We start from the raw sequence: 25,211 nt of genomic DNA on the forward strand, positions 1-25,211 counted from the left end.
ATTATCCTTTTTTGGCGGCGTGACTCAGCGCCCAGAGCGTGGTGTACTTATTAAAAGTATAGTGTGCGTTAACCATCGCCAGTAGCCATCCCTGCTTACCGTCCAAAAAACCGGCACGGATTATTAGTGTCTTAACAAAGGCGCCAAGCGTGTGGCTGAAGATGGAAAAGAAACCGCAGCGCTGGCCCTGATGAAAACGCTGTTTTGCCCAGGCTTCCGCATAGGCAAACTGTTTCCACTGAAAGTTGGCGAAATCGCGACAGGTCAGATGCAGCAAATCGCCTTGCAACGGCTGAATACGAGCGTTACCGCTCTCCAGTGATTCGTGAACCTGGCTGCTGTTATACTGATAATGCCTGGGATAAAGCCGGGTTACTCGATCAGGATACCAGCCACTGTGGCGCATAAAACGCCCGAGAAACAGGTTCCGGCGGGCAATGCTCCAGACGACATCCTGTTGCAGCGGCGCATTCAGCACTTGCTTAATGGCAAGGTGTAGTTCAGGGGTAACCCGCTCATCGGCATCAATCATTAAAATCATCTCGCCTGAGGCACGCTGTTGTGCCAGCTGGCGCTGTTTGCCGTAGCCGTACCAGACATCAGTACTGAAAACTAACGCGCCGTGACGGGCTGCAATTTCTCTGGTGGTATCCTGACTGCCAGAATCTAGCAAGATGATCTCATCAGCCCAACTGACCGATTCGAGGCATTCCGGTAATAGTTCAGCCTCATCTTTAACGATCATGACCACGGAAAGATGCAGAGGCTCAGTCATTTAATGATTCCGCTGTGGTAGGTTAGGTTCCAGTAACTGTAGCAAACGTTGCAGAGCGCCCTGGTTCTGATGCAGCACTTCCACGGCGTGTCTGCCGTAATAAAGACGATAATCCTCATCATTGAGTAAATTAGCGATCTCATGTGCCAGGTTGTTCGCATCGGTTACCGTTATCAGCCCGTCAGCAGCCTGCAGTCGGGCGCAGATATCTTTGAAGTTAAAGGTGTGAGGGCCCATCAGTACCGGTATGGCGTGTGCAGCCGGCTCAAGTGGGTTGTGGCCACCTCGTTCAACCAAACTTCCACCGACGAAAGCCAGATCGGCGATGCCATACAGCAGCATCAGTTCACCCATAGTATCGCCGATGACAACCTGGGTACTACTGGATGGGATCTCACCGCTGCTGCGAGTGAGATAGCAAAAGCCCCCTTTTTGTGCCATTGCGCTGGCCGCTGCAAAACGTTCTGGATGACGCGGCACCAAAATCAATAATAGCTGAGGGAAATGTTCGAGTAGATTACGATGTGCCTCAAGAACAATGCGTTCTTCGCCCTCATGAGTGCTGGTGGCAATCCATACCTGACGGTGCGGTGCCCACTGACGTCTCAGCGTCACTGCGCGGGCCGCCAGTTCCGGTGTGACAGAAATGTCAAATTTCAGGCTGCCAGTCACCGCCAGCTGTGTGCGTTTAAGACCGAGCTCGATAAAACGATTGCCATCATCTTCATTCTGAGCAGCAATCAGGGTAATACGCGATAGCAGTTGGCGCATGAACTTACCGATTTTCTTATAGCCACGGGCGGAGCGCTCCGACAGGCGCGCGTTAGCAATAACCAGTGGAATATTACGCTGGTGCAGCAGCGTAATCAGATTTGGCCACAGCTCCGTTTCCATGATAATCATCAGTTTGGGTTTCGTATTATCAAGGAAGCGATTAATCGCGCCGGGCAGATCGTAAGGTAAATAGACATGCTGAACGTCTTTACCAAATGCAGATTGCGCCCGCTCAGAACCCGTTGGCGTCATGGTTGTCACGGTAATCGGGAGTGTTGGGTAACAGTGACGTAACGCGCGAACCAGCGGTATTGCAGCCAACGTTTCTCCGACAGAAACTGAGTGCAGAACGATACCGTGAGGCAATACTTTACCGTCGCAGTAACCATAGCGTTCTGCCCAGCGTTTACGATAAGCAGGCGCTCTGCGTCCTCGTAACCAAAGACGAAGCCAAATCAGGGGCTGAATCAGATACAGCAGAGCAGTGTAAAATGTTCTCATGCAATATAAACAGATGCGCGTGACGAGGCGCCGAAAAACGAAATAATGCGGCATGTTAGCAGATTAATACGCCCGTTCCATACAACTTCATCGGGGTTGTTGTAGCACCTGCCGGTAAAGGTCGTTCAATTGCCGGGCCAGCGCCTGTGGTGTGTAAGGTAAAATACGCTGACGTGCAGCCTCGGACATACGATTATCTTCATTCAGACAGGGAATACTTTGCATGGCGCGTGCAATTGCTGGCACGTCGAGCGCATCGGTAACATAGCCTTCAATACCATGTTGAATAAACTCAGCGCCACCGCAGGTCGTGCTGGTAATTACGGGTAAGCCGCAGGCCATAGCTTCCAGTATGACGTTCGGAAAAGGATCGTAAAGGGTTGGCAGGAGCAGCGCGTCGGCGGCATAGTAAAACGGCATAACCTGCTGCTGCATGCCGACAAAATGTACCCGCTTATCACAGCCCCGCTGACTGGCAAGTGCCTGATAACGCGCCTGCTGCTTATCCTGACCAACAACAATTAAGTGTGCTGAGCTTTGCGCCAGAGCGCAGATTGCCGCACGTAGTCCTTTACGCTCAAATCCCGAGCCGACGTAAATGAACACTTTGTCGTCATCGGCAATGGCCAGAGTGCGACGCGAGGCCTGACGTTGCTGCGATGTTGCCGGAATAAATTTATCGTGATCGATTGCATTATAAATAATCGCGAACTTCTCTTCCGGTACCTGGAAACAACGCATGATGTCTCGCTTTATCATGCTGGAGTTACAGATGATTTTTTTAAGCGCCGGTGAACGAAACAGGGTTTCCTCAGCCTGCATCACATAGCGGTGATAGGGGCTAAAAGAGGTGAGCAGTCGCTGCAAAGGCGAAAGGATGCGGGATCGTTGTTCAAGCCAGACGCGATGTACGCCGTCGCCGGCGCGAAAGATATCGCAACCGGCAATGCGTTCATGGCTCTGAACAATGTCGAACTTTTCTTGCTGCCAGCACTCCCGCGCAGCGCGGGCAAAGCCACGTTCGCGTGAGATTCGTCCCCATTTGGGTGGGTTGCAGATATGCAGATGCCAGTCAGGATTGGGGGAGCCTTGCCAGCTGCGGGTTATAATATTCAACTCCAGCGTCTCGTCATCCAAGGCCTCCAGCGCACGGGCGATGAAACGTTCTGCCCCGCCGTCCGGGCGGTATTTCTGCCTGACGATTGCAAGGCGGGTTTTAGTCATTGAGATAACTCCTTGCTGCGTCAGCAACGATTTCAAGAGGAATTGATGAGAGGTAACGTGTCTCACTATGCGTGTTGATGCTGTCAGGATCGGGCAATTCGCCAAAGTCACCCGCCCATATAACGCGGTTATTACTTCCCCAGGGACGCCATTGCGTTAGCTTGGTGGGGCCAAATAGCGCAATGCATGGCGTATTAAGTGCGGCCGCCATATGCATAGGCGCAGAGTCCACGCCGATAAACAGGCGGGAATGATCTATCAGGGCTGCTAGCTGAGGAAGGGAAAATTCTCCAGCGAGAGAGATAACTTGTTTATTTTTACTCAGCGCCATGATGTTCGCGATCATCTGCAACTCATATTTATCCGGCGCGCTGGTAAGTATCAGCTGATAGTCCGTGCTAGCCAATGTTTCCAACAGCGCGGCGAACTTTTCATCTGTCCAGCACTTAAATACCCAACGAGAGGTTGGTTGAATCACCACCCAGGATTTACTGACGCCTTTTGCTTGTAGCGTGCTTTGGACATACTGCCAGTCTTCATCGTGGTAATGCATCGAAGCCTGAACGTTGGTGGTTGTTATGCCCAGTGGGGAAAGCGCACTAAGATTTTGCTCGGCAGTGTGGAGCTTGTCAAAATGTGTGGTAGCAACTCGCGTGGGATGAGCCATGCGCCAGAAAAAGCTTTGCCGTTTGTCGTAATCAAAGCCGATACGCACGGTGGCTGAACTGAACAGCGTCAGGAAGGCGCTGCGCCACTGATCGGCGAGGTTTATTATCAGATCGTATTTTTGGCGGCGAATTTGTCTGAGCAGTCGCCACTCGTGCTTGATGTGCTGCCATGTCCCTTCTTTTTTCCACTGGCGGTCAATGATAAAAATCTGGTTGATTGCCGGATGTGCTTCCAGCATCGGACGTGTTTCTTTATATAAGAGGACGTCGATTTTCGCTTGCGGATAACGCTGATGCAGCGCATTTATCGGTGGCGTAGTCAGTAACATATCACCATGGTGACGCAGTTTTATGACTAACACTCGCTGCGGGGTAAAATGGGCGGGTACGCTCATCAATGATCGCTCTCAAAGCAAAGTAAAATGTATTAAAGTGAATCAGTTTTGCCGCCAGTGTCATCGCTGACATCACTGCTTCAGCCCGTGAGCATTGGACAGCATAATTTTGTGCCTGCACCCGGTAAACAGATCTGAAATCGCCGCCTTTTATGCGTCAGGCTTCGGCTCCAGGCGAGTAGCATGACATATGCCCAGCGTTTCGCGTGTTACCTGAAGATAAAAAGAAGAATAGAGTTTAACCTGTTGACGTTATCGTTGGTTAATCCCATCCACCTGGTGAGCAATTTTAAGATAGTAGCACTGATATTCAACCTGACTTTGATCGGAACGCTTTTGATTGCTGATAGATTGGTCATGTACAACATGATGATAAAGCGTTGGCCGATGAGTACTGATAACGTGTGAGATACCCTCCGATATTTTAAGCATGCCCGGAGTGACGTGCTTTAGCGAAGGCTCGGCATGTCAATTCTCCCAGGCGATGAGGTTACTCAGGCGCCTACGGTACTTTCATTTCAGCAGCCTCCGGCGTTGGGGCTTCCGGCAGGCTCTGCGAGCTGCAAATATTTCTGGCATATCACCGGCAGGCTGTAGATTTCCAAATTAATCGCCGCCAGATCGGGGGGATTAAAGTAAATTTCCTGCATTTTTTCAGCTAAAGATTGTGCACTAAGGTCGGCAAGACCGCGTGCCAGATCGCCTGTCAAAATGCTGGCCGGGCCACCCGGACAACGCGTGCTAACGACCGGCGTATTGCAGCTGAGCGCCTCAATCAATACGTTGCCGAAGCCTTCACTATCGGAGCTGACTACCAGTTGACGTGCATGTTTAATCCAGGGATAGGGATTGCTCTGAAATCCCTCGAAACGAACCCGTTCGCTGATACCCAGGGTTTTCGTTAGTTGACGGAGTCGTTCCTCTGCATCCTGGCTCCCCTTGCCCAGTAATACCAGGGGGGCTTGAATACCGCTCAGGGCATAGGCCTCAAGCAATCGGTCGTGGCGTTTTGTCTGATGGAAACGTCCGACATGAAGCAGATAATCCGAGCCGGCTAGCTCACAGGGCGCGCTGGCTAGTTGATGAATGTGCTGGAAATCGAAAGGGTTGGCAATAACACGGGTATGGCGTGGCATAACGCCAAGACATTGTACAAGGTCATCGACAACATACTGAGAAACTCCGATTATCTGGCGTCCCTGATAAGTCTGACGGATTTTCCAACGTTTTAACCAAAGTGAAAGGCCAGTTTTACCCGCCAGATAAGAGGCAGAAAAAACGCCGTGCAGGCAATACCAAGTTTTGTTGATGGGGATCGCCCGGCAACGGCTCACGATGCGATCGGTTTTATGCAAGTTGGAAATAATGAGATCAAATGTGCCATGCTGTGATTCGTATCGTCGTACAGATTGTTCCAGCCGCGTTGCTCGACGACGTAATTCAGTCAGTTTACGCCAGGGTCGACGGCAGCTGTCTTCTATCACCTGATGATCTACGCCGGTGGGAAGAGGATATTCGCAGACGTCACGCAAGGAAAAAATGGCGACCCGATGCCCCGCATTGACTAATCCTTCCGCCAGGGTCAGCACAACTTTCTCCGCGCCGCCGCCGGGCAGGCCATCAATGATCAATAAAACGCTTCTGGACAATATAAACACCTTAAATCGCCTGCCTGATAGGGTATCTTAAGCTTACGGCGCGAGTGCTGCACACTGGTTTTCGCCAGGTGGTGATTTTCATCAGCAGTTAACTGTGTACAACAGCGCCATGTCATCGGGTTATGCTTTACTGCTAGTGTAAAATATTCTGCTGAGATGAGATATCTGTCATTAGGTAAAATGGTCGTGCAAATTTTTTGCCTCACACTGGCTGGGTGCGTAACATTAGAGTAACTTTTTTTGCTGGTATGAGTTCGTAATGGAAAAACCTGCGTTTCTTATCACGCTCGATACTGAAGGGGATAACCTCTGGCGCAATCGCCACGGTAAGGTGACGACCCGCAACACTGGCTTTTTACCGCGTTTTCAGGCTTTATGTGAAAAATATCATTTCAAACCCACCTGGCTGACTAACTATGAGATGGCAAGCGATCCTGCTTACGTTGAATTCGGTCGCGATCTTCTGGCGCGCCAACAGGGTGAAATCGGTATGCACCTTCACGCCTGGCACAGTCCGCCTGAACATCGGCTCACCGATGATGACTGGCGTTATCAACCCTATCTGATTGAGTATCCTGAGCCGGTATTGCGGGCAAAAGTCGCTTTTATGACGGAGCTGCTGGAAAACAATTTCGGTGTAAAGATGCGTAGTCATCGCGCTGGTCGCTGGGCATTTAATTCGGTTTACGCGCGGGCATTGCTGGATCTTGATTACTGGGTAGATTGTTCAGTAACGCCGAGAGTTGACTGGCGTAATTCTTCTGGTGCACCGCAGGGCCAGGGCGGAACAGATTATCGCCATTTTCCCGACAGCGCCTATTATATTGATCTTAATGATATTGCTCGACCGGCACAGTCGGGCTTGCTTGAGCTGCCTATGTCCATTCAATATCGCTACGGTGCGCTGACAACCCAAATCAAACAAATCTGGAATCAGCTTCGTGGAAAAAGACGCGGTCCTTCCGTCAACTGGCTGCGGCCCTGTGGCGGGAATCTTGCGCAGATGAAGCAGGTTGTCGGTCAAACGCTGGCGCAGGGCAACGACTATGTGGAGTTTATGCTCCATTCATCGGAGTTCATGCCGGATGGCAGCCCGACGTTTAAAAACGAGTCTGACATTGAGCGGCTTTATGAGGATTTGGAGCAGCTGTTCAGTTGGCTACAGCCGCGTACTCAGGGAATGACGCTGAGCGAATATGCCACGCGTAAGCGGCTCAAACAGACGAAGTAGCCGGTCTGGGTTTGGTTTTTTTTAACGCCCGGCGTAGTGCTGACAGGCGAGTATCCACTTCGGGAAAGCGCATTTGCATCACTTTTTTGGCCGGGATGTCGCTTCCCTGACAGATCCTGGCTGCTATTTTAATATCGCGCTTTAGCGCCGGTCCGTAGTGATAAAATCCGTGTACGGCCTTAGTCATATTTTTAATTTCATTAAAGCAGTTGAGCAGCATCCCGGCGGCCAGCTGGCGTAACAGCGGATCTTCGTCATGAGTCTGCGTGTAGGAAATCATCTTATTCAGCGCGAAGTGCAGATCATCAATGTCGCTTTTTTTTATGTTGCGAGTGATGCCCAATGCGTTATCGCGATAGTAATAAAGCGAGTTATTCAGATGCGCGATTTTTTGTGTCTTTAGATACTGGAAGGGCGCAAAAATAACATCTTCGTAACGACGACCCGCCTCGAAGCTATCGCCGTCGAGTAGCGTCTGGCGATATACACGACTCCACAGATGCCACATGGAGTGCTTAAATAGCGGCTTGAGACAAGAGAGCCCTTCAGCCTCAAAGTTATAAGGTACCCTGTCAGCTATTTCATTGATCGCCGCCACGGGTGGCGTATCGGTGAAGCGCTGATAGTTGAAATCAATCAAATCATCTTCATCAGCGCTTAGTAGCGGTTTTATTACCGCGTAATAGTTTTTGCTCAGGATGTCGTCGGCATCCAGAAAGGCAATGAATTTTCCCGTTGCCTGCTGTAGACCAACGTTTCGTGCTATTGAGATCCCCTGATTATGCTGGTGGATAATTTTAACCTGAACATCAGAATTGGCGTTCAGAAAACCGCTGATGAGATGATTGGTATTATCGTTGGAGCCGTCATCTACCAGCACCACCTGTACATCCTGATCTATCTGACAAAAGAGCGACCCCAGGCAATCGATGATAAAGCGTTCATCATTGTAAAAAGGAATGATGATGCTGAGTAAATGTGAATAATCTTTCATCAGCTGCTCTTCCTGCTGACACGCGGATCCTGAATCATCAGAATGCTAAGCACGATCCCAAGGCAGTACATTAGCGTGCCTTGGGCACTGAAGAAAATGACGTCGCTCAGTCCGTAAACAATCAGCGACAGCGAAATAACCAGCAGAACGGGATTACGCTGTGGCCAAAAGCTGTGAGTAATCAGACACAGATACAATGCAAGCAATACCAGTACGCCAGGTATTCCTTTAAGCGAAAAGGCTTCCAGCACTTCATTATGCATATGCACGGTGAGGTAGGGCAGTACGCCGTAGAGTTCAGGATGCTTTTTAACCATCTGTTTGATGCTTTCACCTCGCTGCTCTGCTGATTGCCCCATCAATGCTTCCAGGCCTGTATGCAAGGCAGCATACTGCATACTCATCCGGGAGATGATCGAGTTGTCGCCGGTTTTTTCGTGCCGCATGGCAATATTTTCCTGAAAATCTTTCACGCGGTCTTCAACCCTGGTTTTGAATATTACGCCACAGGAACCGATTAGCAGGGGAATTAATATCAGCGTAATTACTTTATGCTTATTCGACAGCATGTGCTTTGATGCCAAAATGGTAACGAATGCCAGCACGGGGAAAGTGAGCATGGCTGCGCGGGTGCCTGTTAAAACCAGGGTGGTAAAAGTAATAAAAAATATTATTAGAAAAAGGGGTATACGGAGCCGCTTTTTTAATAGTAATACAGCGTTGAGGAACAGTAGGTTAACTACGGTAATAATATAAGCGGCAATAGTTGCCCGGTCGTAATTCAGCTCAACGCGAGCGATATGCATCACTATTCCCTGATACAGTGCATAAGCGTTAACCGCGATGCCCGCGACAATTGCCAGCACGGTAGTCTGTTTTTGCCAGGATCGCGGATCGTTGAGACTGAACGCCAGCAAAAAAGCGGTGGCAATCTGCAGCCTGCCAGTAGATTGATATTGGCGGTATAACACCACGTAGTCATCAGGCTGTTTGTAAATCGCAGTCCAGATGATACAAACGATACCTGTCAGCAGCATTGCGGCTGGCAATAGTAACTTTCTTTTATCTTTTATGTAGTATTCAAAATGCAGAATAAATGCCAGTAGTGAAATATAGGTGGCTAAATAATAAAACTTAGCTCCGGTTTGAAAGTCAAAGGGCACGATAAGTAGTGCTATCGCACAGCTAAAATATATTAAGATGCTGAAAAAGAGATGAGGTGCCTCATCTTTGATAGTAACAAACTTTCGTATATTCATATTAATTACCAATAATACTCAGCAAAGCGTTATCAAAGTCTGTTTTAAACAGCAGATAATCAAAGTGTGTTACCGCGCGGTGTCTGGCATTATGACTCATACTCTGGTAAATCGCCGGGTCAGACAGGCGTTCTACGGCATCCGCGCACGACTGGTGAGAAAGCAATTTGGGGGGAGTCATGGTGTCAGTCAGCGGATCGTAAACTTCAAAGGGGAAGTCGACACGAATTCCACTCAGTTTTTCGTGTTCCTCAATTGATATGTCCGGAATAAGACCTATGCCGCATTGATCGTGTTTAATAACTTCAGGCTGACCATCAATCATCGGGAATATAATGGGAATACCATAGTAAAGTGCTTCCATACATGATAGCCCAAAAGGTTCCGTAACGGGAGTGCTTACGTACAAGTCTGTGCGGTTATAAAAAACGGACATATCCTGTTGGAAACCGCTGAAAGTGACATGCTTGTCTATTTTCAATCGCCGGGCCAGCGCGATAAAGGCGTCAAGGTCCGGGCCCTTACCGGCAATTTCCAGAGTGACGTCACATCCGCGATCGAGCAGTTCTTTCATCATCAGCAGCGTGACGCTAATGCCCTTAAGGCTGACCTGACGTGAGGCCGTTCCAAGCCTGAGTGGTTTGCCCGGTCGCTGCGAATGGTCGCCGGTATGAGCCGGCGTCATGATGCGATTAATCACCACATAATGAGGGCAGGGCAAATTAAACCTTTGCTGCATAACCCGGCTGGAAGCGTGAGATGCTGAAATTACTCCATCCAGCTTAGTCATAAAGCCCAATGTTTTCTCGTTTTTAGGATAGCGCCATGAACAGCCATGATCGTAATACACTAATTTTGCGCGTTTGGGTTTATGAGTAAGTCCGGGGACGAGATCCCAGACAATAGCTACCTCGGCCTGGCTACGATTAATACGATGCTGAAGCAGGTATTTACGCAGAAACTGAGGTGCTTTCAGTTTGAAATGATTAAACAGACGATTAGCAAAGATGATCTTTTGCTGCGGAATTTGCTGCAAAATAGACGGATCGACTTTATTGCTGATGCAGATAACCTCGTCGTTGCCAGCAGAAAAGTCGTTAATATATTGAATAAATAAGCGCTCAACGCCGCCCATTTTCGCCAGATTGATAATATGCAGCTTCTTCATTCCATCACCTGCATTAACTTTTCGGCAACAGATTTCGCGGTGATACTGTTCATGTTATTTCCATGCGGAGAGCGGATGATATATTGATTTTTACCATAGCCGCCAATCAGTCCCGGATCGGTCGGGCCATAGAGTGTAATATTAAGACGATCAAGCGCCGCGGTAAGGTGGCTCAGTCCAGTATCAACGGAGACGACCGCTTTGGCGCCAGCAAGATTTAGTGCAACCTGCTCAAGGGGCATTTTGGGCAATACTTCGGTGTAATCGAAACCTTCTGCCAGGCGCAGTGCGCGTTGGTATTCATGGGGCGATCCCCAGGGCAGTTTTATGCTGAGCCCGCTGTTGGCCATTAAGGCAATAAGCTCGCGCCAGTGTGACTCCGGCCAATGCTTATTATCTCTGGTGGTTGCATGAAGGAACATCAGGTAGCGGTTTGCATCTGTCGGCAGGTTGCTGAGAAAATGCCCGGCAATCGCATAATCACCCACTGTTTCTGGTTTTTCATAGTCAAGACTTTTGGCAAAAAGCTCGCGCATGCGCTCAACGGCATGCTGCTTTTTACTGATCTCATGGCGTTTGTCGTACCACCAGCTGGCAAATGATTCGCGCGCGCTGTTGCTATCCAGACCATGCTTTTCACCTTTCGCCAGTCGGGTAACCAGCGCGGCACTTTTGATAAGCCCCTGAGCATCAATGATTCGATCGTAACTCTGCAACTGGAGCTCACGTTTAAAGGTAACGCGCTCTTCGCGCGCCTGGCTACCAAACCAGTTTTTACGCCAGCGGCGGATAGCCACCGGAAGTACGCGCTCAACGGCAGGATGCCAGCCTGGGATCTGGCTAAAATTTTCTTCTACAACCCAATCAAAGCGAATGTCTTTAACTGCGCACATTGCATCCGTCAGTGCTGGTAGGGTATGCAATACGTCTCCCATTGAGGAGGTTTTAACAATCAGAACCTTCATTCATGCTCCGCACTGGGGGTCAGTAGGCTATCAAGCTCGGCGATAACCCGTTCGGGCTTAATATCGATCAAGCTTTGATGATAGCCCTCAAGGGCATTGCCTTTACGAATTTTATGATAACCGCTGATTAGACGGATTATCCGGGCCTTATCGGAAAGTGGTGGGGTAAAATCAGGGCTGGTGGGGCCATAAAGAGCAACCAGCGGTTTATTCAGCGCTGCGGCTATATGCATCAGGCCGGAATCGTTGCTTACCACGGCGTCACAATTCGCCAGCAGTAATATTGCTTGTTCCAGCTGCGTCTTACCCGCCAGATTATGGCACCAGGTGCGCAGCTTACCGGCCAGAGTCATTCGAATTTGTTCACCGGCCAGTTCGTCTTTCGCCGAGCCAAATATTACAACCTGCCAGCCGCGTTGAATGAGTTCGCCCGCCAGCGTGGCATAGTGATAATGTGGCCAGCGTTTGGCTGGCCCAAATTCTGCGCCGGGGCAAAAACCGATGATCGGTCTTTCGCCCTGAAGCCCAAATTGCGCGGCGGCTTCAATTTTCTCCTGTCTGCTGACCTCAAGTTTTGGCCAGAGTAGTTCAGGGAGGTCGCTGGCCTGCCGAATTTTATCCGCAGGACAGGCTAAGGCTGCATAGCGTTGGACCATTAAAGGAAACGCGGTTTTATTAAGCTTACGGAGGTCGTTTAATAAACCGTAACGCATTTCACCGCGCCAGCCGGTACGCTGCGGAATATCGGCAAAGAAAGGGACCAGCGCTGATTTAAATGAGTTCGGCAGCACGAAAGCGTGTTCATAGCCGCAGCCGCGCAGCGCGCTGCCGATACGGCGGCGCTCTCCCAGCCTCAGCGCACCGTGACTTAATGGCATATCTAGCGCCTGATTAACTTCCGGCATACGGGACAGTAATGGGCGGCACCAGGCCGGAGCCATCACATCAATCACCCTGTCAGGCTGCTCAGCTTTAAGCATGCGATAAAGCGTCTGCGACATCATCATATCGCCTACCCATGAGGGGCCGATTATCAAAGCTTTCATTACTGAACCTCGTTATGCGCCGCGGTTCAGCCACGCCATATAGGCATAAACCCCTTCAGCGACAGTTTTGAATGGTTTGTCGTAGCCCGCTGCGCGCAGTTTAGTCAGATTGGCCAGTGTATAAGCCTGATAGCGGCCTTTCAGTTTGTCCGGGAAGGGTATGTATTCAACATCGCCTTTTTTATGAAAACCCAGGGTTGCGTCAGCTACGGCCTGGAAAGATTCAGCGCGCCCGGACCCGCAATTGAATATGCCTGATATAGCGTGCTCCCAGCACCAAAGATTGACGTTCACCACGTCATCAACATGAATAAAGTCACGTTTGAAGTTTTCGCTGCCTTCGAAAAGCTTAGGATTCTCTCCTTTTAAAATCTGTTCGTTGAGATGAAAAGCGACGCTGGCCATGCTGCCTTTGTGTCCCTCACGCGGCCCATAAACGTTAAAGTAGCGAAAACCGCACACCGGCGATTGAGCCTCAGGCAATATGTCGCGAACGTAGTGATCAAACAGCATCTTGGAATAGCCGTAAACGTTCAATGGCTGCTCGTACTGGCGCTCTTCAATGAAGTTTTCATTGCGGCCGCCGTAGGTGGCTGCAGATGAGGCATAAAGAAAAGGGATCTGGCGTTCGAGGCAGTAATGGAGTAACTCTTTAGAGTACTGATAGTTGTTATCCATCATGTACTTACCGTCCCACTCGGTTGTCGCGGAACAGGCCCCCTCGTGGAAAACGGCGTCAATATGACCAAAATCATCACCGGCAACAATGCTGGCAATGAAATCTTCTTTATCCATGTAGTCTGCTATATCCAGATCCGCCAGATTGATGAATTTAGTGCCATCTTTCAGGTTATCTATCACCAGAATATCGCTGCGCCCCAAGTCATTCAGCTTTTTAACAATATTGCTGCCGATAAAACCGGCGCCGCCTGTGACTATAATCATCTGCTTTACCTTAGATTACGGGAGTGAAAAAGGAGTTTTCACATGTTATATGGCCACTATCATAGCATCTCATCTTTCTGCACACAGCCAGATGACTCTGCAACTGAAAGGATAGCGTTGGGATTATGCATAAACTTTTCTGGAATCATGTGATTTGTCATGATGATTTCTCGTTCATTTGCTGATCCTCCAGTGATAGTGGCTAAGCATTATCCTATAAATGAGGTTAAAAACGTGGGGAAGGAAATGCTACCAGCGTTTTTATCAACCGCCGGGCACTGCGTCTGAAGAGGGGGAGCGTGTTTTTGGAATATGGGGACGGCCATACTGGATAAGCGCACTTTCTCCGTAATACGTAATACAGGTGTAAATTATCAGGGCGGCTTTGCCTGATATCGGGTTATTCATGTCCGATGCGCTGCGATCCTGAAAGTCAGATAAATTTATTCTGAGCGAGTAATACCGTTCACGGCTGGCGAATTGCCTTGGCCTTCAGACTGTTTAAGTCGATATGCAGCCCGGAGAAGCAGGCAGCCACCTTTTGTAACAGGGGACTGGAGGAGAGGCTGTCACTGACCAATATGAGCGCCCGGCTAGCCGGAACCGGAGGAAGCGGGTGTTTAATCATGCAGGTCTGAACGCCACGGAAAGAATCATGCCGTTTGTTACCAGGAAGTTTGACCGGTGGCGCGTTATTCGCGCTTCGCGCCTCATTAAGTAATTGGCTGGGGGGCACCAACGTTATATCAGCGGGAAGTTTGGGTAGCATTTGCTGTAGCACGCGTAGGGTGTTGGTATGTGGATGACCAATTGCGATTGCCCAGCCGTCGCGCTCAGCCAGTCGCACCGCGCGTATCAACTGCTATCGGATTGATGCTTCACTCTGATTGTCATCGAGAAAAACGCGCCGTTTAATGACCTTAACATTTGTACCCGTAGCTGCACTGATGGCCTGACTGCTACCGATCGTCATGCTGTCGAGAAAATAGTAGTTATAGTGACTCAATACCTGCATGACTTTATGCATTCCCTCCAGGCTGGAGGTCATGGCGCTGCCCATATGATTATTCAGCCCCACGGCATAGGGAACTTTGCGCGTAGCGTCGTGAATGATGAGAGCAATTTCTTCCTGGCTCATGCCAGGACGCAGTGTGTCTTTTTCCAGCGGCTGTTTACTGAGGGGCGCCATGGGCAGATGAATAAGAACTTCCCGCCCCTGCTGGTGAGCTTGCATCGCCATCTGACGTGCCAACGGTGCATTGGGTAATATGGCAATCGAAATAGCGACAGGCAATTTAAGCACCTGATTCTCTTCTTTTTGCCGATAACCAACGTCATCAATTACCAGTGCCAGTTTGCCGGCCCAGGCATTGCCGCTTATCAGCAGAGCGACAAGCGCACTAAGCAATATACGTTGTTGCAGCAAACCCTATTTTCCTAACCACGGTAGTGGATTGACTGCCTGTCCCTGGCGGCGAATTTCAAAATAGAGCGAAGGGGTGCCCCGACCGCCACTGGTGCCGACCCGTGCGATCGGTTGGCCTGCTGTAACCTCTTCACCGACTTTCACCAGTGCGCTCTGGTTATAGCCGTAAAGGCTCATATCGCCTTTGCCGTGATCGATCACCACCACCAGACCGTAACCTTGCAGCCAGTCGGCCATCAGTACCCGTCCGGCAGCGATAGCGTGAACCTCGCTACCTTCCGGTGCGTCAATAACTAAACCTTTCCAGCGTAGCTCACCCTGTAACAGTTCGCCGAAGCGATGGATGACAGTACCGCGTACCGGCCATACATCCTGTCCCGCAGGGCGACCCAGACCACCGATGCGCGACATCAAATTGCGCTCACTGGCGGTTGGTTTATATGTTGAGCCTCTACGGCGAGCCTGTTCCTGACGTTTACGTATCTGCTCGGCTTCACGCGTCTCGCGCTCTGTGCGTGCACGCGCTTCCCGCTCGGCTTTGGCAATTTCATCCCGCAGTCGGCTTTCGTTCTCACGCATTTCGACCAGCTGGGCCTGATCTTTTTCAAGGGAGGCTTCCAATTTTGTCAGCGTGTACTTACGTTCTGTACGCGCTTCTTCCAGCCTTTTCCGCTGGTTCTGATGTTGTATGAGTAACGTTTTTTGTTGCTGAAGTTTATGAGTCAGCGTTGCTTTCTGTTCCGCCAGCTGTTGTCGGGTCTGCTGGAGCGCGGTAATTATCTTTTCACGGGCTCTATTGAGATAGCCAAAGTAGGCAAGGATGCGCTCACTGCGCAGACTTTCTTGACCGCTTAGCACCATCTGTAGCGCGCTGTGCTGCCCCTGGCGGAAAGCGGCATCGAGCTGTTGGGCGAGGATCGCTTCCTGTTGCTTCTGCTGTTTTTCCAGTCTGGCGATTGAGGCTGTCAGGTCGATGATATCTCTTCTCAAGCCATCCAGGGCAATTTGCGAATCACGCAGCTGGCGGCTCGCCAGTGCAATGACTTTTTCCTGGCTTTGTAGCTGTGTCAATAGCTTGCTACGCTGCTGTTTTTGTTGCTGAACGCGTTTTTCTTTATCTGCGATGTTTTGCTGTATGGATTTAAGCTGTGCTTTATTATCAACGGCGGCGTTGGCGGAAAAAGAGCAGAGCAGAACCCCAGTAAAGATTGCACTGGCGCAAAAAGCGGACAATAGAGCACGTAACTGTGGTGAGTGACGTGGCGTCCTTGTCCTTGTTTTAGGTTGCGTCGCTTTAACCCTCATGGCGACGGATTATTTCACGTTGAATCAACTCTTACCAGCGATCTCACTACTCCGCTACTGATTTGCCTTAAAAAGAATCATTTTTTCTGCGTGGTTCGAACGCCAGTTTTTTGACTATATTGCGTTACCGAAGAGGTATCAATTGGTGGATATTGATATTATGAACGGGTTTCTGTAACTGAACGAGTTTTGGAAATTGGGCTACAGAAAGTGTCACTCTCATTGCCGGATGGCTGTACATGCAGCGTCCGGAATGTATACTCAGAGCCTTTGATTTAGCTTATTAACCCTTTCGGGAGTTCTTACCCCTCATGCAAGAGATTATGCAATTCGCAAGCAATCACACCATACTTAGTCTGGCATGGGTTGTTCTGCTGGTTCTGGTGATCGTGACTACCGTTAAGGGCATGTTCTCCAAAGTAAAAGTTATTAGCCGGGGTGAGGCCACCCGCCTGATTAACAAAGAAGATGCTATCGTGGTCGATATTCGTGGCCGCGATGAGTTCCGTCAGGGGCATATTTCAGGTGCATTGAACGTCCTGGCGAGCGAAATCAAAAAAGATAGCTTCGGTGAACTGGAAAAGCACAAAATACAGCCGATTATCGTGGTTTGCGCGACCGGTCAGAACGCACAGGACGCGGCAGCTAAGCTCTATGCAGCCGGGTTTGCTCAGGTTTCGGTGCTGAAAGACGGCGTTTCAGGCTGGAGCGGTGAAAACCTGCCGCTGGTTCGTGGTAAATAAAGGCGGAATTCTCATGGCGAACGTTGAAATCTATACCAAAACAACCTGTCCTTTTTGTCATCGTGCTAAAGCGCTGCTCAGTCAAAAAGGCGCTACTTATCAGGAAATCCCTATTGATGGTGATGCTGATAAACGCAATGAAATGATAACTCGCAGCGGGCGAACGACTGTCCCACAGATTTTTATTAATGCACAGCACATTGGCGGTTGCGATGATCTTTATGCGCTGGATGCCCGCGCGGATCTCGATCGTCTACTGAAATAAAATATGACGCGCACACAGCGCGCTGATGGATAACTTCATTTAACAGGACTATTAATATTATGTCAGAACAAAATAACACCGAGATGACTTTTCAGATCCAGCGTATCTATACGAAAGACGTCTCTTTTGAAGCGCCAAATGCACCGCAGATATTTCAGAAAGAGTGGGAACCGGAAGTTAAACTGGATCTGGATACGGCTTCCAGTCAGCTGGCTGAAGAAGTCTACGAGGTTGTTTTGCGCGTGACAGTGACCGCAAGTGTTGGGGAAGACTCCGCATTTTTGTGTGAAGTACAGCAGGCGGGTATATTCAGCATTGCCGGTATTGATGGCAACCAGATGGCCCATTGCCTTGGAGCCTACTGCCCGAATATTCTTTTCCCCTATGCCCGTGAGTGCATTACCAGCCTGGTTTCACGGGGTACTTTCCCGCAGCTGAACCTGGCACCGGTTAACTTTGACGCGTTATTTATGAACTATCTGCAACAGCAGGCAGGTGAAGAGCCGCAGCAGGATGCATGATGCAACGGGTAACGGATTCAATTAGCGTTATTGGTGCTGGTTCATACGGTACCGCACTGGCCATTACCCTGGCGCGTAATGGTCAGCCGGTTACGCTGTGGGGGCATAATCCAGCTCATCTGGCTCAGCTTGAAGCCGATCGCAGCAACCAGGCGTTTCTACCTGATATTCCGTTCCCTGATGTGTTAAATATCAACGCCTCCCTGGCTGGCACCATTGCGGTTAGCCGCGACCTGCTGGTAGTGGTGCCCAGTCATGTATTCGGCGAAGTATTGAAGCAAATTAAACCCTACCTGCAAGCCGATTCACGCATTGTCTGGGCGACCAAAGGTCTCGAAGTAGATACCGGACGGCTGTTGCAAGATGTGGCGCGTGAGATCCTTGGTAACGCTACTCCACTGGCTGTGATTTCCGGACCGACCTTTGCCAAGGAGATGGCTGCTGGATTGCCAACCGCCATCGCGTTGGCAGCGACCGATTTCCTGTTTGCTGAGCAGTTGCAGAAGCGTATGCACTGCGGTAAAAGCTTCCGAGTCTACAGTAACCCTGATTTCATTGGCGTTCAGCTGGGTGGCGCGGTAAAAAACGTGATTGCGATAGGCGCGGGTATGTCTGATGGTATCGGCTTTGGTGCTAACGCGCGTACGGCATTGATTACCCGAGGCCTTGCAGAAATGACGAGGCTGGGTAATGCGCTTGGCGCAGATCCCACCACGTTCATGGGCATGGCCGGATTGGGCGATCTGGTGCTGACTTGTACTGATAATCAGTCCCGAAACCGGCGGTTTGGTATGATGCTCGGTCAGGGCTGCGGAGTTGAAAAGGCTCAAGATAGCATTGGCCAGGTTGTGGAAGGATTCCGTAATACCAAAGAAGTCAGGTCTCTGGCGGCGCGGGTAGGTGTTGAAATGCCGATAACTGAGCAAATTTATCAGGTGTTGTATTGCGAAAAAAGCGCGCAAGAGGCAGCATTGACCTTATTGGGACGTACGAGAAAAGACGAAAATAGCCAGCGCTGAAACTGAACAAGATGTAGTACCACACTTGGCGCCGAGCGGCGCTTTTTTTTCATGAGGATTTAAGCAATGCAGTGTGTTGAGCTGGATCTTGTCTGGAGTCACATCAAAGCAGAGGCGCGAGCGCTGGCCGACTGTGAACCCATGTTGGCAAGTTTCTATCACGCGACGCTGCTTAAACATGAAAATCTCGGTAGAGCATTGAGCTATATACTGGCAAACAAGCTGGCTAATCCTATTATGCCTGCGATTACGTTTCGTGAAATAATCGAAGAGGCATATAAAGAAGATCCTTCCATGATTGATTCTGCCGCCTGCGATATTCAGGCCGTTTGCCTGCGTGATCCCGCGGTAGATAAATACTCCACACCGTTGCTCTATCTTAAAGGCTTTCACGCGTTGCAGGCTTATCGCATTGGCCATTGGCTGTGGAATGAAGGGCGCAGAGCGCTGGCGCTCTATTTACAGAACGAAATATCGGTTTCTTTTGCCGTTGATATTCATCCGGCGGCAAAGATAGGGCACAGTATTATGCTCGATCACGCAACCGGAATTGTTATTGGCGAAACCGCGGTCGTAGAAAATGATGTTTCCATTCTACAGTCTGTCACGCTTGGCGGTACCGGAAAAACCAGTGGGGATCGTCATCCTAAAATTCGCGAAGGCGTGATGATTGGCGCTGGGGCTAAAGTTCTCGGCAATATTGAAGTGGGGCGTGGTGCTAAAATTGGCGCGGGTTCCGTGGTATTGCATTCGGTGCCGCCGCATACTACTGCGGCTGGTGTACCCGCACGTGTAGTAGGCAAGCCTGCGTCGGAAAAGCCTGCCGTCGATATGGACCAACATTTTAACGGCACTGTGGCGGGATTTGAGTTTGGCGACGGTATTTGATCGCTGTCCGGGGTGACTCGGTTGGTTATTGCTGCCAGCCGACGCAGGCCACTCCCTATTGAGTATGACAAGTCGTTCCTAGCCATTCTTTTCTAATCATTTTCGATGCGCGAGAGAATTCGCTTATTCCCGTAACAACGCACCGGCATAATTCAGCTGGCGCCAGGCCTCATAAACTACCACCGATACAGCATTCGAAAGATTCATGCTGCGGCTTCCTGTGACCATTGGAATGCGGATTTTATGCTGTACTGGCAATGCGTCAAGGATCGTGGCAGGCAGCCCACGGCTCTCCGGACCAAACATAAGATAGTCACCCGGTTGATAACTCACCGTGCTGTGTGCAGAAGTGCCTTTCGTGGTGAGGGCAAACAAGCGTGAGGGCTGCTCCTGGGCAATGAATTCCTGGTAACTGGCATGGTGCTGGACGCGGGTAAATTCATGGTAATCAAGGCCGGCCCGGCGCAGGCGTTTATCATCCCAGGCAAACCCAATAGGTTCAATAAGGTGCAGACGAAAGCCAGTGTTAGCGCAAAGGCGAATAATATTGCCGGTATTGGGTGGAATTTCAGGTTCAAATAGTACGATATTCAGCATCAGTAGCGGCCCTCTGTAACGAAGGCCGCAGAATAGCAAATTAAATACGCTTGTTGTATAACGGTAGCCAAAGAGTAAGTCGCAGGCCTCCTAGAGGACTGTCATCTGCTTTGACCCAGCCATCGTGTTGCTGAATAGCGGTTTCAACAATCGCCAGCCCCAGACCGGTCCCGCCGGATGCGCGATCTCGTGCTTCATCAGTACGATAAAAGGGCCGAAAAATTTGCTCGCGATCTTCTTCGCTGACGCCCGGGCCATCATCATCAACATGGATGGTGATCCCTTGGTTGTCTACTGAAAAGCTTACTGATATGTGGTTATGAGAATAGCGCAACGCATTACGTACGATATTTTCCAGTGCGCTTTCCAGGGCATTAGGGTTGCCGTAAAGCAGCCAGGGGCCGGGGTGATAAGGTACATCCAGCTTCTTACCCATTTGTTCAGCTTCAAAGCTGGCATTATCCAGTACCTCTTCCCACAGATGATTTGCTTTAATTGCTTCACTGATCAGCGCATTTTTGTGCTGGGTACGGGATAATACCAACAGGTCGTTTATCATGCCGTCAAGTCGCTGCGCCTCGGTTTCGATACGTTCAAGCTCTTTTCCCTCGCCAAAGCGGCGACGCATCAATGCGGTTGCCAGTTGCAAACGGGTCAGCGGAGTGCGTAGCTCATGAGAAATATCAGAAAGCAGGCGCTGTTGAGCAGACATCATGTGCTCCAGCGCGCTGATCATCTGGTTAAAACTGGAGCCGACCGCGAGAAACTCCTGAGGGCCTGACTCCAGTTCGGGATGCTGGCGCAGGTTACCGCTGGCGACCTCATCGGCGGCAAACTTTAGCTTACGAGCTGGCTTTGCCAGGCTCCAGGCAAGCCAAAGGAGCAGCGGTGCGCTGATTAACATGGTCACCATCAGTAGCAGGAACGGACGGTCAAACAGCAAGTTAATGAAGTCAAGCTGAGAACTGCTGGCAGGGCGAATCAGATAGAGTTGATAATTATCTTCGCCATCCCGCACCAAAAATGGCCCCAGTATTTCGATGCGGCCATATTTTTTCTTTTGTGGATGGTCGGCATTATCGGATTGCCCGATAAAGTTTCGTATGATTTGCATTTCACTACGCTGAGCGCCAAGAACTCTGCCTTCGCTGGTCACCAGCAGTAAACGTTGTCCCGGTGGTGCCCATTTGTCGATGGCGCGGAACAGACGTTTCCACCACATGAGATCGTTAGGAGGATCCTGGCGCAGCTCAGCTTCAATGTGCTGTTCAATCATCAAACCCTGCCGCTGCTCACTATCGAGCAGCGGGGTTATCTGACGTGAATCAAGCTTAGGCAACAGCAATACCAGCATCAGCACCAATGCCAGCGTTAGCCAGAAAATGGCGAAGATACGGGTGGTAAGGCTTGAAATCATGCTACTGAGACCATCAGATATCCACGTCCACGTAAGGTTTTGAACCAAGGATGTCCATCGCTGCGATCGGGTAATTTACGACGTAAATTGGATATGTGCATATCGATAGCACGATCGAACGGTGTCAGACGTTTACCCAAAACCTCCTGACTAAGATGCTCACGTGAAACCACCTGACCAAGATGCTGAGCCAGCAGATAGAGCAAGGTAAATTCAGTTCCGGTCAGTTCAAGTGTCAGATCACCGAAGCTGGCCTCCTGGCGGCCGGGATTCAAGCGCAATAAATCCACTTCCAGCGTAGGGGAGCTGGCATCTTGCTGCTGTTGCTGCTCGCTCCAGTGAGAACGGCGTAAAATAGCGCGGATGCGGGCTACTAACTCGCGATCGTTGAAGGGTTTAGGTAAATAATCATCAGCGCCCAGTTCCAGGCCCAAAACGCGGTCCAGTTCGCTGCCGCGAGCAGTGAGCATAATCACCGGGGTTTGATGCTGCTGGCGTAGTTCTTTCAATGTATCGATGCCGTTCTTTTTCGGCATCATGACGTCGAGTAATAATAAATCAATTGAGCTGTCCAGGAGACTTAGCGCCTGTTCACCGTCACCGGCAACTACGACGTTAAAGCCTTCCATTTCCAGTAGTTCTTTCAAAAGCGAAGTCAGTTCGCGGTCATCGTCAACCAACAGGATTTTATTCATCTTTTCTTGCCCTCCGCAGGCAAAATACCTTGAACAAATGCGGTCATCCTATCACTTTACTTAGTTTTACACCCCCTGACGCATGTTTGCAGCGTGCCTCGTAGACTGAATTGCGTACCAACACAATACAGCGATAAATTTGGGAGTAAGCGATGCGCAAACTTACAGCCGTCGTTGCGATTTTACCGCTGATGGTTAGTTGCTCTGCTACTCTGGCTGCAAACGTTACGACGAGTGATGAAGCGCATCAACAATATCGTGGAATGACGACAGGCAGTATGACGCAATTTCCTCGAAATCACATGTTTGATGGCATTCAATTGACTGAGACGCAGCGTCAAAGGATGCGCGACTTGATGCAGCAGACGAGGCACGAACGGCCTTCCGTCGACATTACTGACCTGGAAACATTGCATGAATTAACTACGGCAGACCAGTTTAATGTAGCGGCCTACCGAGCGGAGTTAGAGAAAATAGCTCAGGCGGAAGTTGAAAGGCAGCTTGAATTCGCCAGGGTCAGGCATCAGATGTATCAGCAATTAACGCCAGCGCAACGAGCAGTTTTAGAACAGAATTATCAGCAGCGTATGCATGAACTGCGTGAAAGATAGAAGGTTAAATCGCTGCAAGTATTGAGTAAAAATCAGTAACAGAATATCCCTGTTTTCCTTGCCATAGACACCATCCCTGTCTTCCCCGCCATAATGGCGGGGTCTTTTTTATCAGGTACTTAGAAAAAATCCTATATAAATCAATCCTCCTTGCAACAGCCATAAGCAGTAACAAGAAGGATACAGCGCTACGGGTGTAGACAAGATGTAGACAATATTGTCACACCGCCAGCCCGCCGCCTGAGAATTTAACGTCACTGTATGTTGCTGTAATGGGAGGATCGTTAATTTTCGTATGTCCGGGATAACGCTGTAAAAAGGTGTATCGCGAGGCATATCGTTATCCCGATGCGTATACCTTCTCTTTCGTCACCGGTCAGCGATATAATAAGCGTCTGCAATATGCATACAAATTGGCGAGATAATATGTCTGAAATGGTTTTTTGTCGGGGATGTGGAAAACCGATCCACAGTACGGCTAGATCCTGCCCGAATTGCGGTGCGATTCAGTATCCTGAAGGCCGCAAAAGCAAAGTGGCCGCAGCATTGCTGGCATTTTTCCTGGGGGGATTCGGGGTTCATAAATTTTATTTAGGTCAGGTGGGGCTGGGTATTTTGTATCTGCTGTTTTGCTGGACGGCAATTCCGGCAATCATAGCCTTTATCGAATTCATCATTTATCTCTGTATGTCTGACGAAAAATTTGCCCGTAAGTACGGTTGATAGAGACGTATAGTCCCAGCTGGCGGCCATCGCACGTTAGAATCATCGTCGGCATTATTATCTAGCTGTCCTACTTAACTGATGGAGTCAGAATGTTATCAACAATGCTGGCGGCCATCCTGGCCCGGTTTATGGCACGGCAATCTTCCAAATTTAAGCTTCATCAACCTCTATTACGCTTTCAGGCGTGATTAAATCACCGTTATAAATGTCAGTCTGGTTTTGTTTGCCAGCAGTTTGAACGCTACGTGGTAGAAAGCCTGTTTTATATGAGCGGCTCGATGGGAAGACTACGGCCTGTCTTCGTTTTTACTAGGCGGAATAAATTTGGGCGGCTTTCTTGGGTTGCTGACGCAATAATTTTTCGACCGGAGCAAAACAGGAGGCAGCGCTGTGTAGCCATTTTGTTTCAGGTCTCTGACACAGAGGCGTTTTGTTTTCCTGTTAGAATTGTAGTTTAAAGGATCGAATAACTCAGAGATGTTATCTATGGATCATCAATACGGACGGCTGGTCAGCCGCGCCGCTTTTGCGGCAACGATAATGGCGCTGATGTTATTACTGATTAAAATTTACGCCTGGTGGTATTCCGGTTCGGTCAGCTTATTGGCGTCTGTGGTCGATTCGTTAGTGGATATTGCCGCATCGCTGACTAATGTTCTGGTAGTGCGCTATTCGCTACAACCAGCCGATGAGGATCATCGTTTTGGCCACGGAAAAGCGGAGTCACTGGCTGCGTTGGCGCAAAGTATGTTTATTTCCGGCTCGGCACTTTTCCTATTGTTGACCGGGTTTAAACACCTGGTTGAACCTCAATTGATGCAAGGCACCGGTCTTGGCGTTGTCGTTACGCTGATTGCGCTTTTCAGTACCCTTATCCTGGTATCTTTTCAGCGCTGGGTGATACGCAAAACGCGCAGCCAGGTGGTACGTGCGGATATGTTGCATTATCAGGCTGATGTAATGATGAACGGCGCAATTTTGATAGCACTGGTGCTGAGTTGGCATGGCTTTCTGCAAGCCGATGCGCTTTTCGCTCTGGGGATTGGCATTTATATTCTCTACAGTGCTTTGCGTATGGGGCATGAGGCCGTGCAGGTCCTGCTCGATCGAGCTTTGCCAGATGAAGAGCGTCAGGAAATTATTTCAATTGTTTCTGGCTGGCCAGGCATTGATGGGGCACACGAGTTACGTACCAGAATATCAGGTCCGACGCGTTTTATTCAGCTACATCTGGAAATGAATGATAGTCTGGCATTGGTAGATGCCCATAAGGTCGCCGAGCAAATGGAGCTGGCGCTATTAAGAAAATTCCCTGGCTCGGATATCATTATTCATATTGATCCTTGCTCGGTGGTGCCGCTCGATCGTCGTGGGCAGTACGAGTTATAGCTGGCT

General features: G+C 49.8%; 24 protein-coding genes and 1 pseudogene. 9 read left to right on the forward strand and 16 right to left on the reverse strand.

What is annotated here, in order from left to right:
• Nucleotide 1: 1 nt before the first annotated feature.
• From BM191_RS13735 to BM191_RS13760, 5 genes are all read right to left on the reverse strand, one after another.
• Nucleotides 2-775: a glycosyltransferase family 2 protein gene (locus BM191_RS13735; RefSeq protein ID WP_092879136.1), complete on the reverse strand. Its 774-nt coding sequence runs from the start codon at nucleotides 773-775 to the stop codon at nucleotides 2-4.
• A complete protein-coding gene (waaA, locus tag BM191_RS13740) occupies nucleotides 776-2,050 on the reverse strand; it encodes a lipid IV(A) 3-deoxy-D-manno-octulosonic acid transferase (RefSeq protein ID WP_092879270.1) in 1,275 nt (424 codons plus the stop codon). It lies immediately after the preceding gene.
• An 87-nt stretch (nucleotides 2,051-2,137) separates the two neighbouring features.
• Nucleotides 2,138-3,274, reverse strand: a complete 1,137-nt coding sequence (locus BM191_RS13745) for a glycosyltransferase family 4 protein (protein WP_092879138.1) — start codon at nucleotides 3,272-3,274, stop codon at nucleotides 2,138-2,140.
• Nucleotides 3,267-4,337, reverse strand: a complete 1,071-nt coding sequence (gene rfaQ, locus BM191_RS13750) for a putative lipopolysaccharide heptosyltransferase III (RefSeq protein WP_092879140.1) — start codon at nucleotides 4,335-4,337, stop codon at nucleotides 3,267-3,269. The genes BM191_RS13745 and rfaQ overlap by 8 nt, the downstream gene beginning before the upstream one ends.
• Nucleotides 4,338-4,855: 518 nt before the next feature.
• Nucleotides 4,856-5,986 (reverse strand): glycosyltransferase, encoded by a 1,131-nt coding sequence (locus BM191_RS13760; protein ID WP_177203347.1) that lies wholly within the window; start codon nucleotides 5,984-5,986, stop codon nucleotides 4,856-4,858.
• Nucleotides 5,987-6,254: 268 nt separating this feature from the next.
• On the opposite strand from BM191_RS13760, the gene BM191_RS13765 reads away from it, so the two are divergent.
• Nucleotides 6,255-7,226, forward strand: coding sequence for a polysaccharide deacetylase family protein (locus BM191_RS13765; RefSeq protein WP_092879144.1), 972 nt, complete (start codon nucleotides 6,255-6,257; stop codon nucleotides 7,224-7,226).
• Here the strand turns inward: BM191_RS13765 and BM191_RS13770 are convergent.
• The 8 genes and pseudogenes from BM191_RS13770 to envC all read right to left on the reverse strand — a co-directional run bounded on the left by BM191_RS13770 (nucleotide 7,210) and on the right by envC (nucleotide 16,334).
• Nucleotides 7,210-8,220: a glycosyltransferase family 2 protein gene (locus BM191_RS13770; RefSeq protein ID WP_092879146.1), complete on the reverse strand. Its 1,011-nt coding sequence runs from the start codon at nucleotides 8,218-8,220 to the stop codon at nucleotides 7,210-7,212. The genes BM191_RS13765 and BM191_RS13770 overlap by 17 nt on opposite strands.
• A complete protein-coding gene (locus tag BM191_RS13775; protein ID WP_092879148.1) occupies nucleotides 8,220-9,479 on the reverse strand; it encodes an O-antigen ligase family protein in 1,260 nt (419 codons plus the stop codon). The genes BM191_RS13770 and BM191_RS13775 overlap by 1 nt, the downstream gene beginning before the upstream one ends.
• Before the next feature lies 1 nt (nucleotide 9,480).
• The gene (locus BM191_RS13780) at nucleotides 9,481-10,647 is read right to left on the reverse strand and encodes a glycosyltransferase family 4 protein (RefSeq protein ID WP_092879151.1); all 1,167 of its coding nucleotides are present in this window, start codon (nucleotides 10,645-10,647) and stop codon (nucleotides 9,481-9,483) included.
• Nucleotides 10,644-11,612, reverse strand: coding sequence for a lipopolysaccharide heptosyltransferase RfaC (gene rfaC / locus BM191_RS13785; RefSeq protein ID WP_092879153.1), 969 nt, complete (start codon nucleotides 11,610-11,612; stop codon nucleotides 10,644-10,646). Before rfaC ends, BM191_RS13780 begins: the two co-directional genes overlap by 4 nt.
• Nucleotides 11,609-12,658, reverse strand: coding sequence for an ADP-heptose--LPS heptosyltransferase RfaF (gene rfaF, locus BM191_RS13790; protein ID WP_092879155.1), 1,050 nt, complete (start codon nucleotides 12,656-12,658; stop codon nucleotides 11,609-11,611). The genes rfaC and rfaF overlap by 4 nt, the downstream gene beginning before the upstream one ends.
• Nucleotides 12,659-12,670: 12 nt before the next feature.
• A complete protein-coding gene (gene rfaD / locus BM191_RS13795) occupies nucleotides 12,671-13,603 on the reverse strand; it encodes an ADP-glyceromanno-heptose 6-epimerase (RefSeq protein WP_092879157.1) in 933 nt (310 codons plus the stop codon).
• Between the two features lie 466 nt (nucleotides 13,604-14,069).
• A pseudogene (locus BM191_RS13800) lies at nucleotides 14,070-15,029 on the reverse strand (divergent polysaccharide deacetylase family protein).
• A gap of 3 nt (nucleotides 15,030-15,032) precedes the next feature.
• Nucleotides 15,033-16,334: a murein hydrolase activator EnvC gene (gene envC, locus BM191_RS13805; RefSeq protein ID WP_092879159.1), complete on the reverse strand. Its 1,302-nt coding sequence runs from the start codon at nucleotides 16,332-16,334 to the stop codon at nucleotides 15,033-15,035.
• A gap of 311 nt (nucleotides 16,335-16,645) precedes the next feature.
• Here envC and BM191_RS13810 point away from each other — a divergent pair, with 311 nt between their 5' ends.
• From BM191_RS13810 to cysE, 5 genes are all read left to right on the forward strand, one after another.
• A complete protein-coding gene (locus tag BM191_RS13810) occupies nucleotides 16,646-17,077 on the forward strand; it encodes a rhodanese-like domain-containing protein (RefSeq protein WP_092879161.1) in 432 nt (143 codons plus the stop codon).
• 13 nt (nucleotides 17,078-17,090) lie between these two features.
• Nucleotides 17,091-17,342, forward strand: a complete 252-nt coding sequence (gene grxC, locus BM191_RS13815) for a glutaredoxin 3 (protein ID WP_092879163.1) — start codon at nucleotides 17,091-17,093, stop codon at nucleotides 17,340-17,342.
• A 59-nt stretch (nucleotides 17,343-17,401) separates the two neighbouring features.
• Nucleotides 17,402-17,863, forward strand: a complete 462-nt coding sequence (gene secB / locus BM191_RS13820) for a protein-export chaperone SecB (RefSeq protein ID WP_092879165.1) — start codon at nucleotides 17,402-17,404, stop codon at nucleotides 17,861-17,863.
• On the forward strand, nucleotides 17,863-18,882 hold the full coding sequence (gene gpsA, locus BM191_RS13825) for an NAD(P)H-dependent glycerol-3-phosphate dehydrogenase (protein ID WP_092879167.1): 1,020 nt from the start codon (nucleotides 17,863-17,865) through the stop codon (nucleotides 18,880-18,882). Before secB ends, gpsA begins: the two co-directional genes overlap by 1 nt.
• 66 nt (nucleotides 18,883-18,948) lie before the next feature.
• Nucleotides 18,949-19,770 carry a serine O-acetyltransferase gene (gene cysE / locus BM191_RS13830; RefSeq protein WP_092879169.1) on the forward strand — a complete coding sequence of 274 codons (822 nt, stop codon included), beginning with the start codon at nucleotides 18,949-18,951 and terminating at the stop codon, nucleotides 19,768-19,770.
• Between the two features lie 123 nt (nucleotides 19,771-19,893).
• Here cysE and trmL read toward each other — a convergent pair whose 3' ends face one another.
• From trmL to cpxR, 3 genes are read right to left on the reverse strand one after another with little or no spacing between them, the layout of a single operon-like run.
• Nucleotides 19,894-20,367 (reverse strand): tRNA (uridine(34)/cytosine(34)/5-carboxymethylaminomethyluridine(34)-2'-O)-methyltransferase TrmL, encoded by a 474-nt coding sequence (gene trmL, locus BM191_RS13835; RefSeq protein ID WP_092879171.1) that lies wholly within the window; start codon nucleotides 20,365-20,367, stop codon nucleotides 19,894-19,896.
• Nucleotides 20,368-20,407: 40 nt separating this feature from the next.
• Complete coding sequence (cpxA, locus tag BM191_RS13840) at nucleotides 20,408-21,784, reverse strand: envelope stress sensor histidine kinase CpxA (protein WP_092879173.1); 1,377 nt, start codon at nucleotides 21,782-21,784, stop codon at nucleotides 20,408-20,410.
• Complete coding sequence (cpxR, locus tag BM191_RS13845) at nucleotides 21,781-22,479, reverse strand: envelope stress response regulator transcription factor CpxR (RefSeq protein ID WP_092879175.1); 699 nt, start codon at nucleotides 22,477-22,479, stop codon at nucleotides 21,781-21,783. The genes cpxA and cpxR overlap by 4 nt, the downstream gene beginning before the upstream one ends.
• Nucleotides 22,480-22,631: 152 nt before the next feature.
• On the opposite strand from cpxR, the gene cpxP reads away from it, so the two are divergent.
• The 3 genes from cpxP (at nucleotide 22,632) to fieF (ending at nucleotide 25,205) form a co-directional block, all read left to right on the forward strand.
• Nucleotides 22,632-23,090 (forward strand): cell-envelope stress modulator CpxP, encoded by a 459-nt coding sequence (cpxP, locus tag BM191_RS13850; RefSeq protein WP_092879177.1) that lies wholly within the window; start codon nucleotides 22,632-22,634, stop codon nucleotides 23,088-23,090.
• Between the two features lie 426 nt (nucleotides 23,091-23,516).
• A complete protein-coding gene (locus BM191_RS13855; RefSeq protein WP_092879274.1) occupies nucleotides 23,517-23,813 on the forward strand; it encodes a TM2 domain-containing protein in 297 nt (98 codons plus the stop codon).
• 489 nt (nucleotides 23,814-24,302) lie between these two features.
• Entirely contained in the window at nucleotides 24,303-25,205 is a 903-nt protein-coding gene (fieF, locus tag BM191_RS13860) for a CDF family cation-efflux transporter FieF (protein ID WP_092879179.1), read from the forward strand.
• Nucleotides 25,206-25,211 lie beyond the last annotated feature (6 nt).

The sequence above is a fragment of the Izhakiella capsodis genome (assembly GCF_900115045.1).
GTDB classification, from domain to species: domain Bacteria; phylum Pseudomonadota; class Gammaproteobacteria; order Enterobacterales; family Enterobacteriaceae; genus Izhakiella; species Izhakiella capsodis.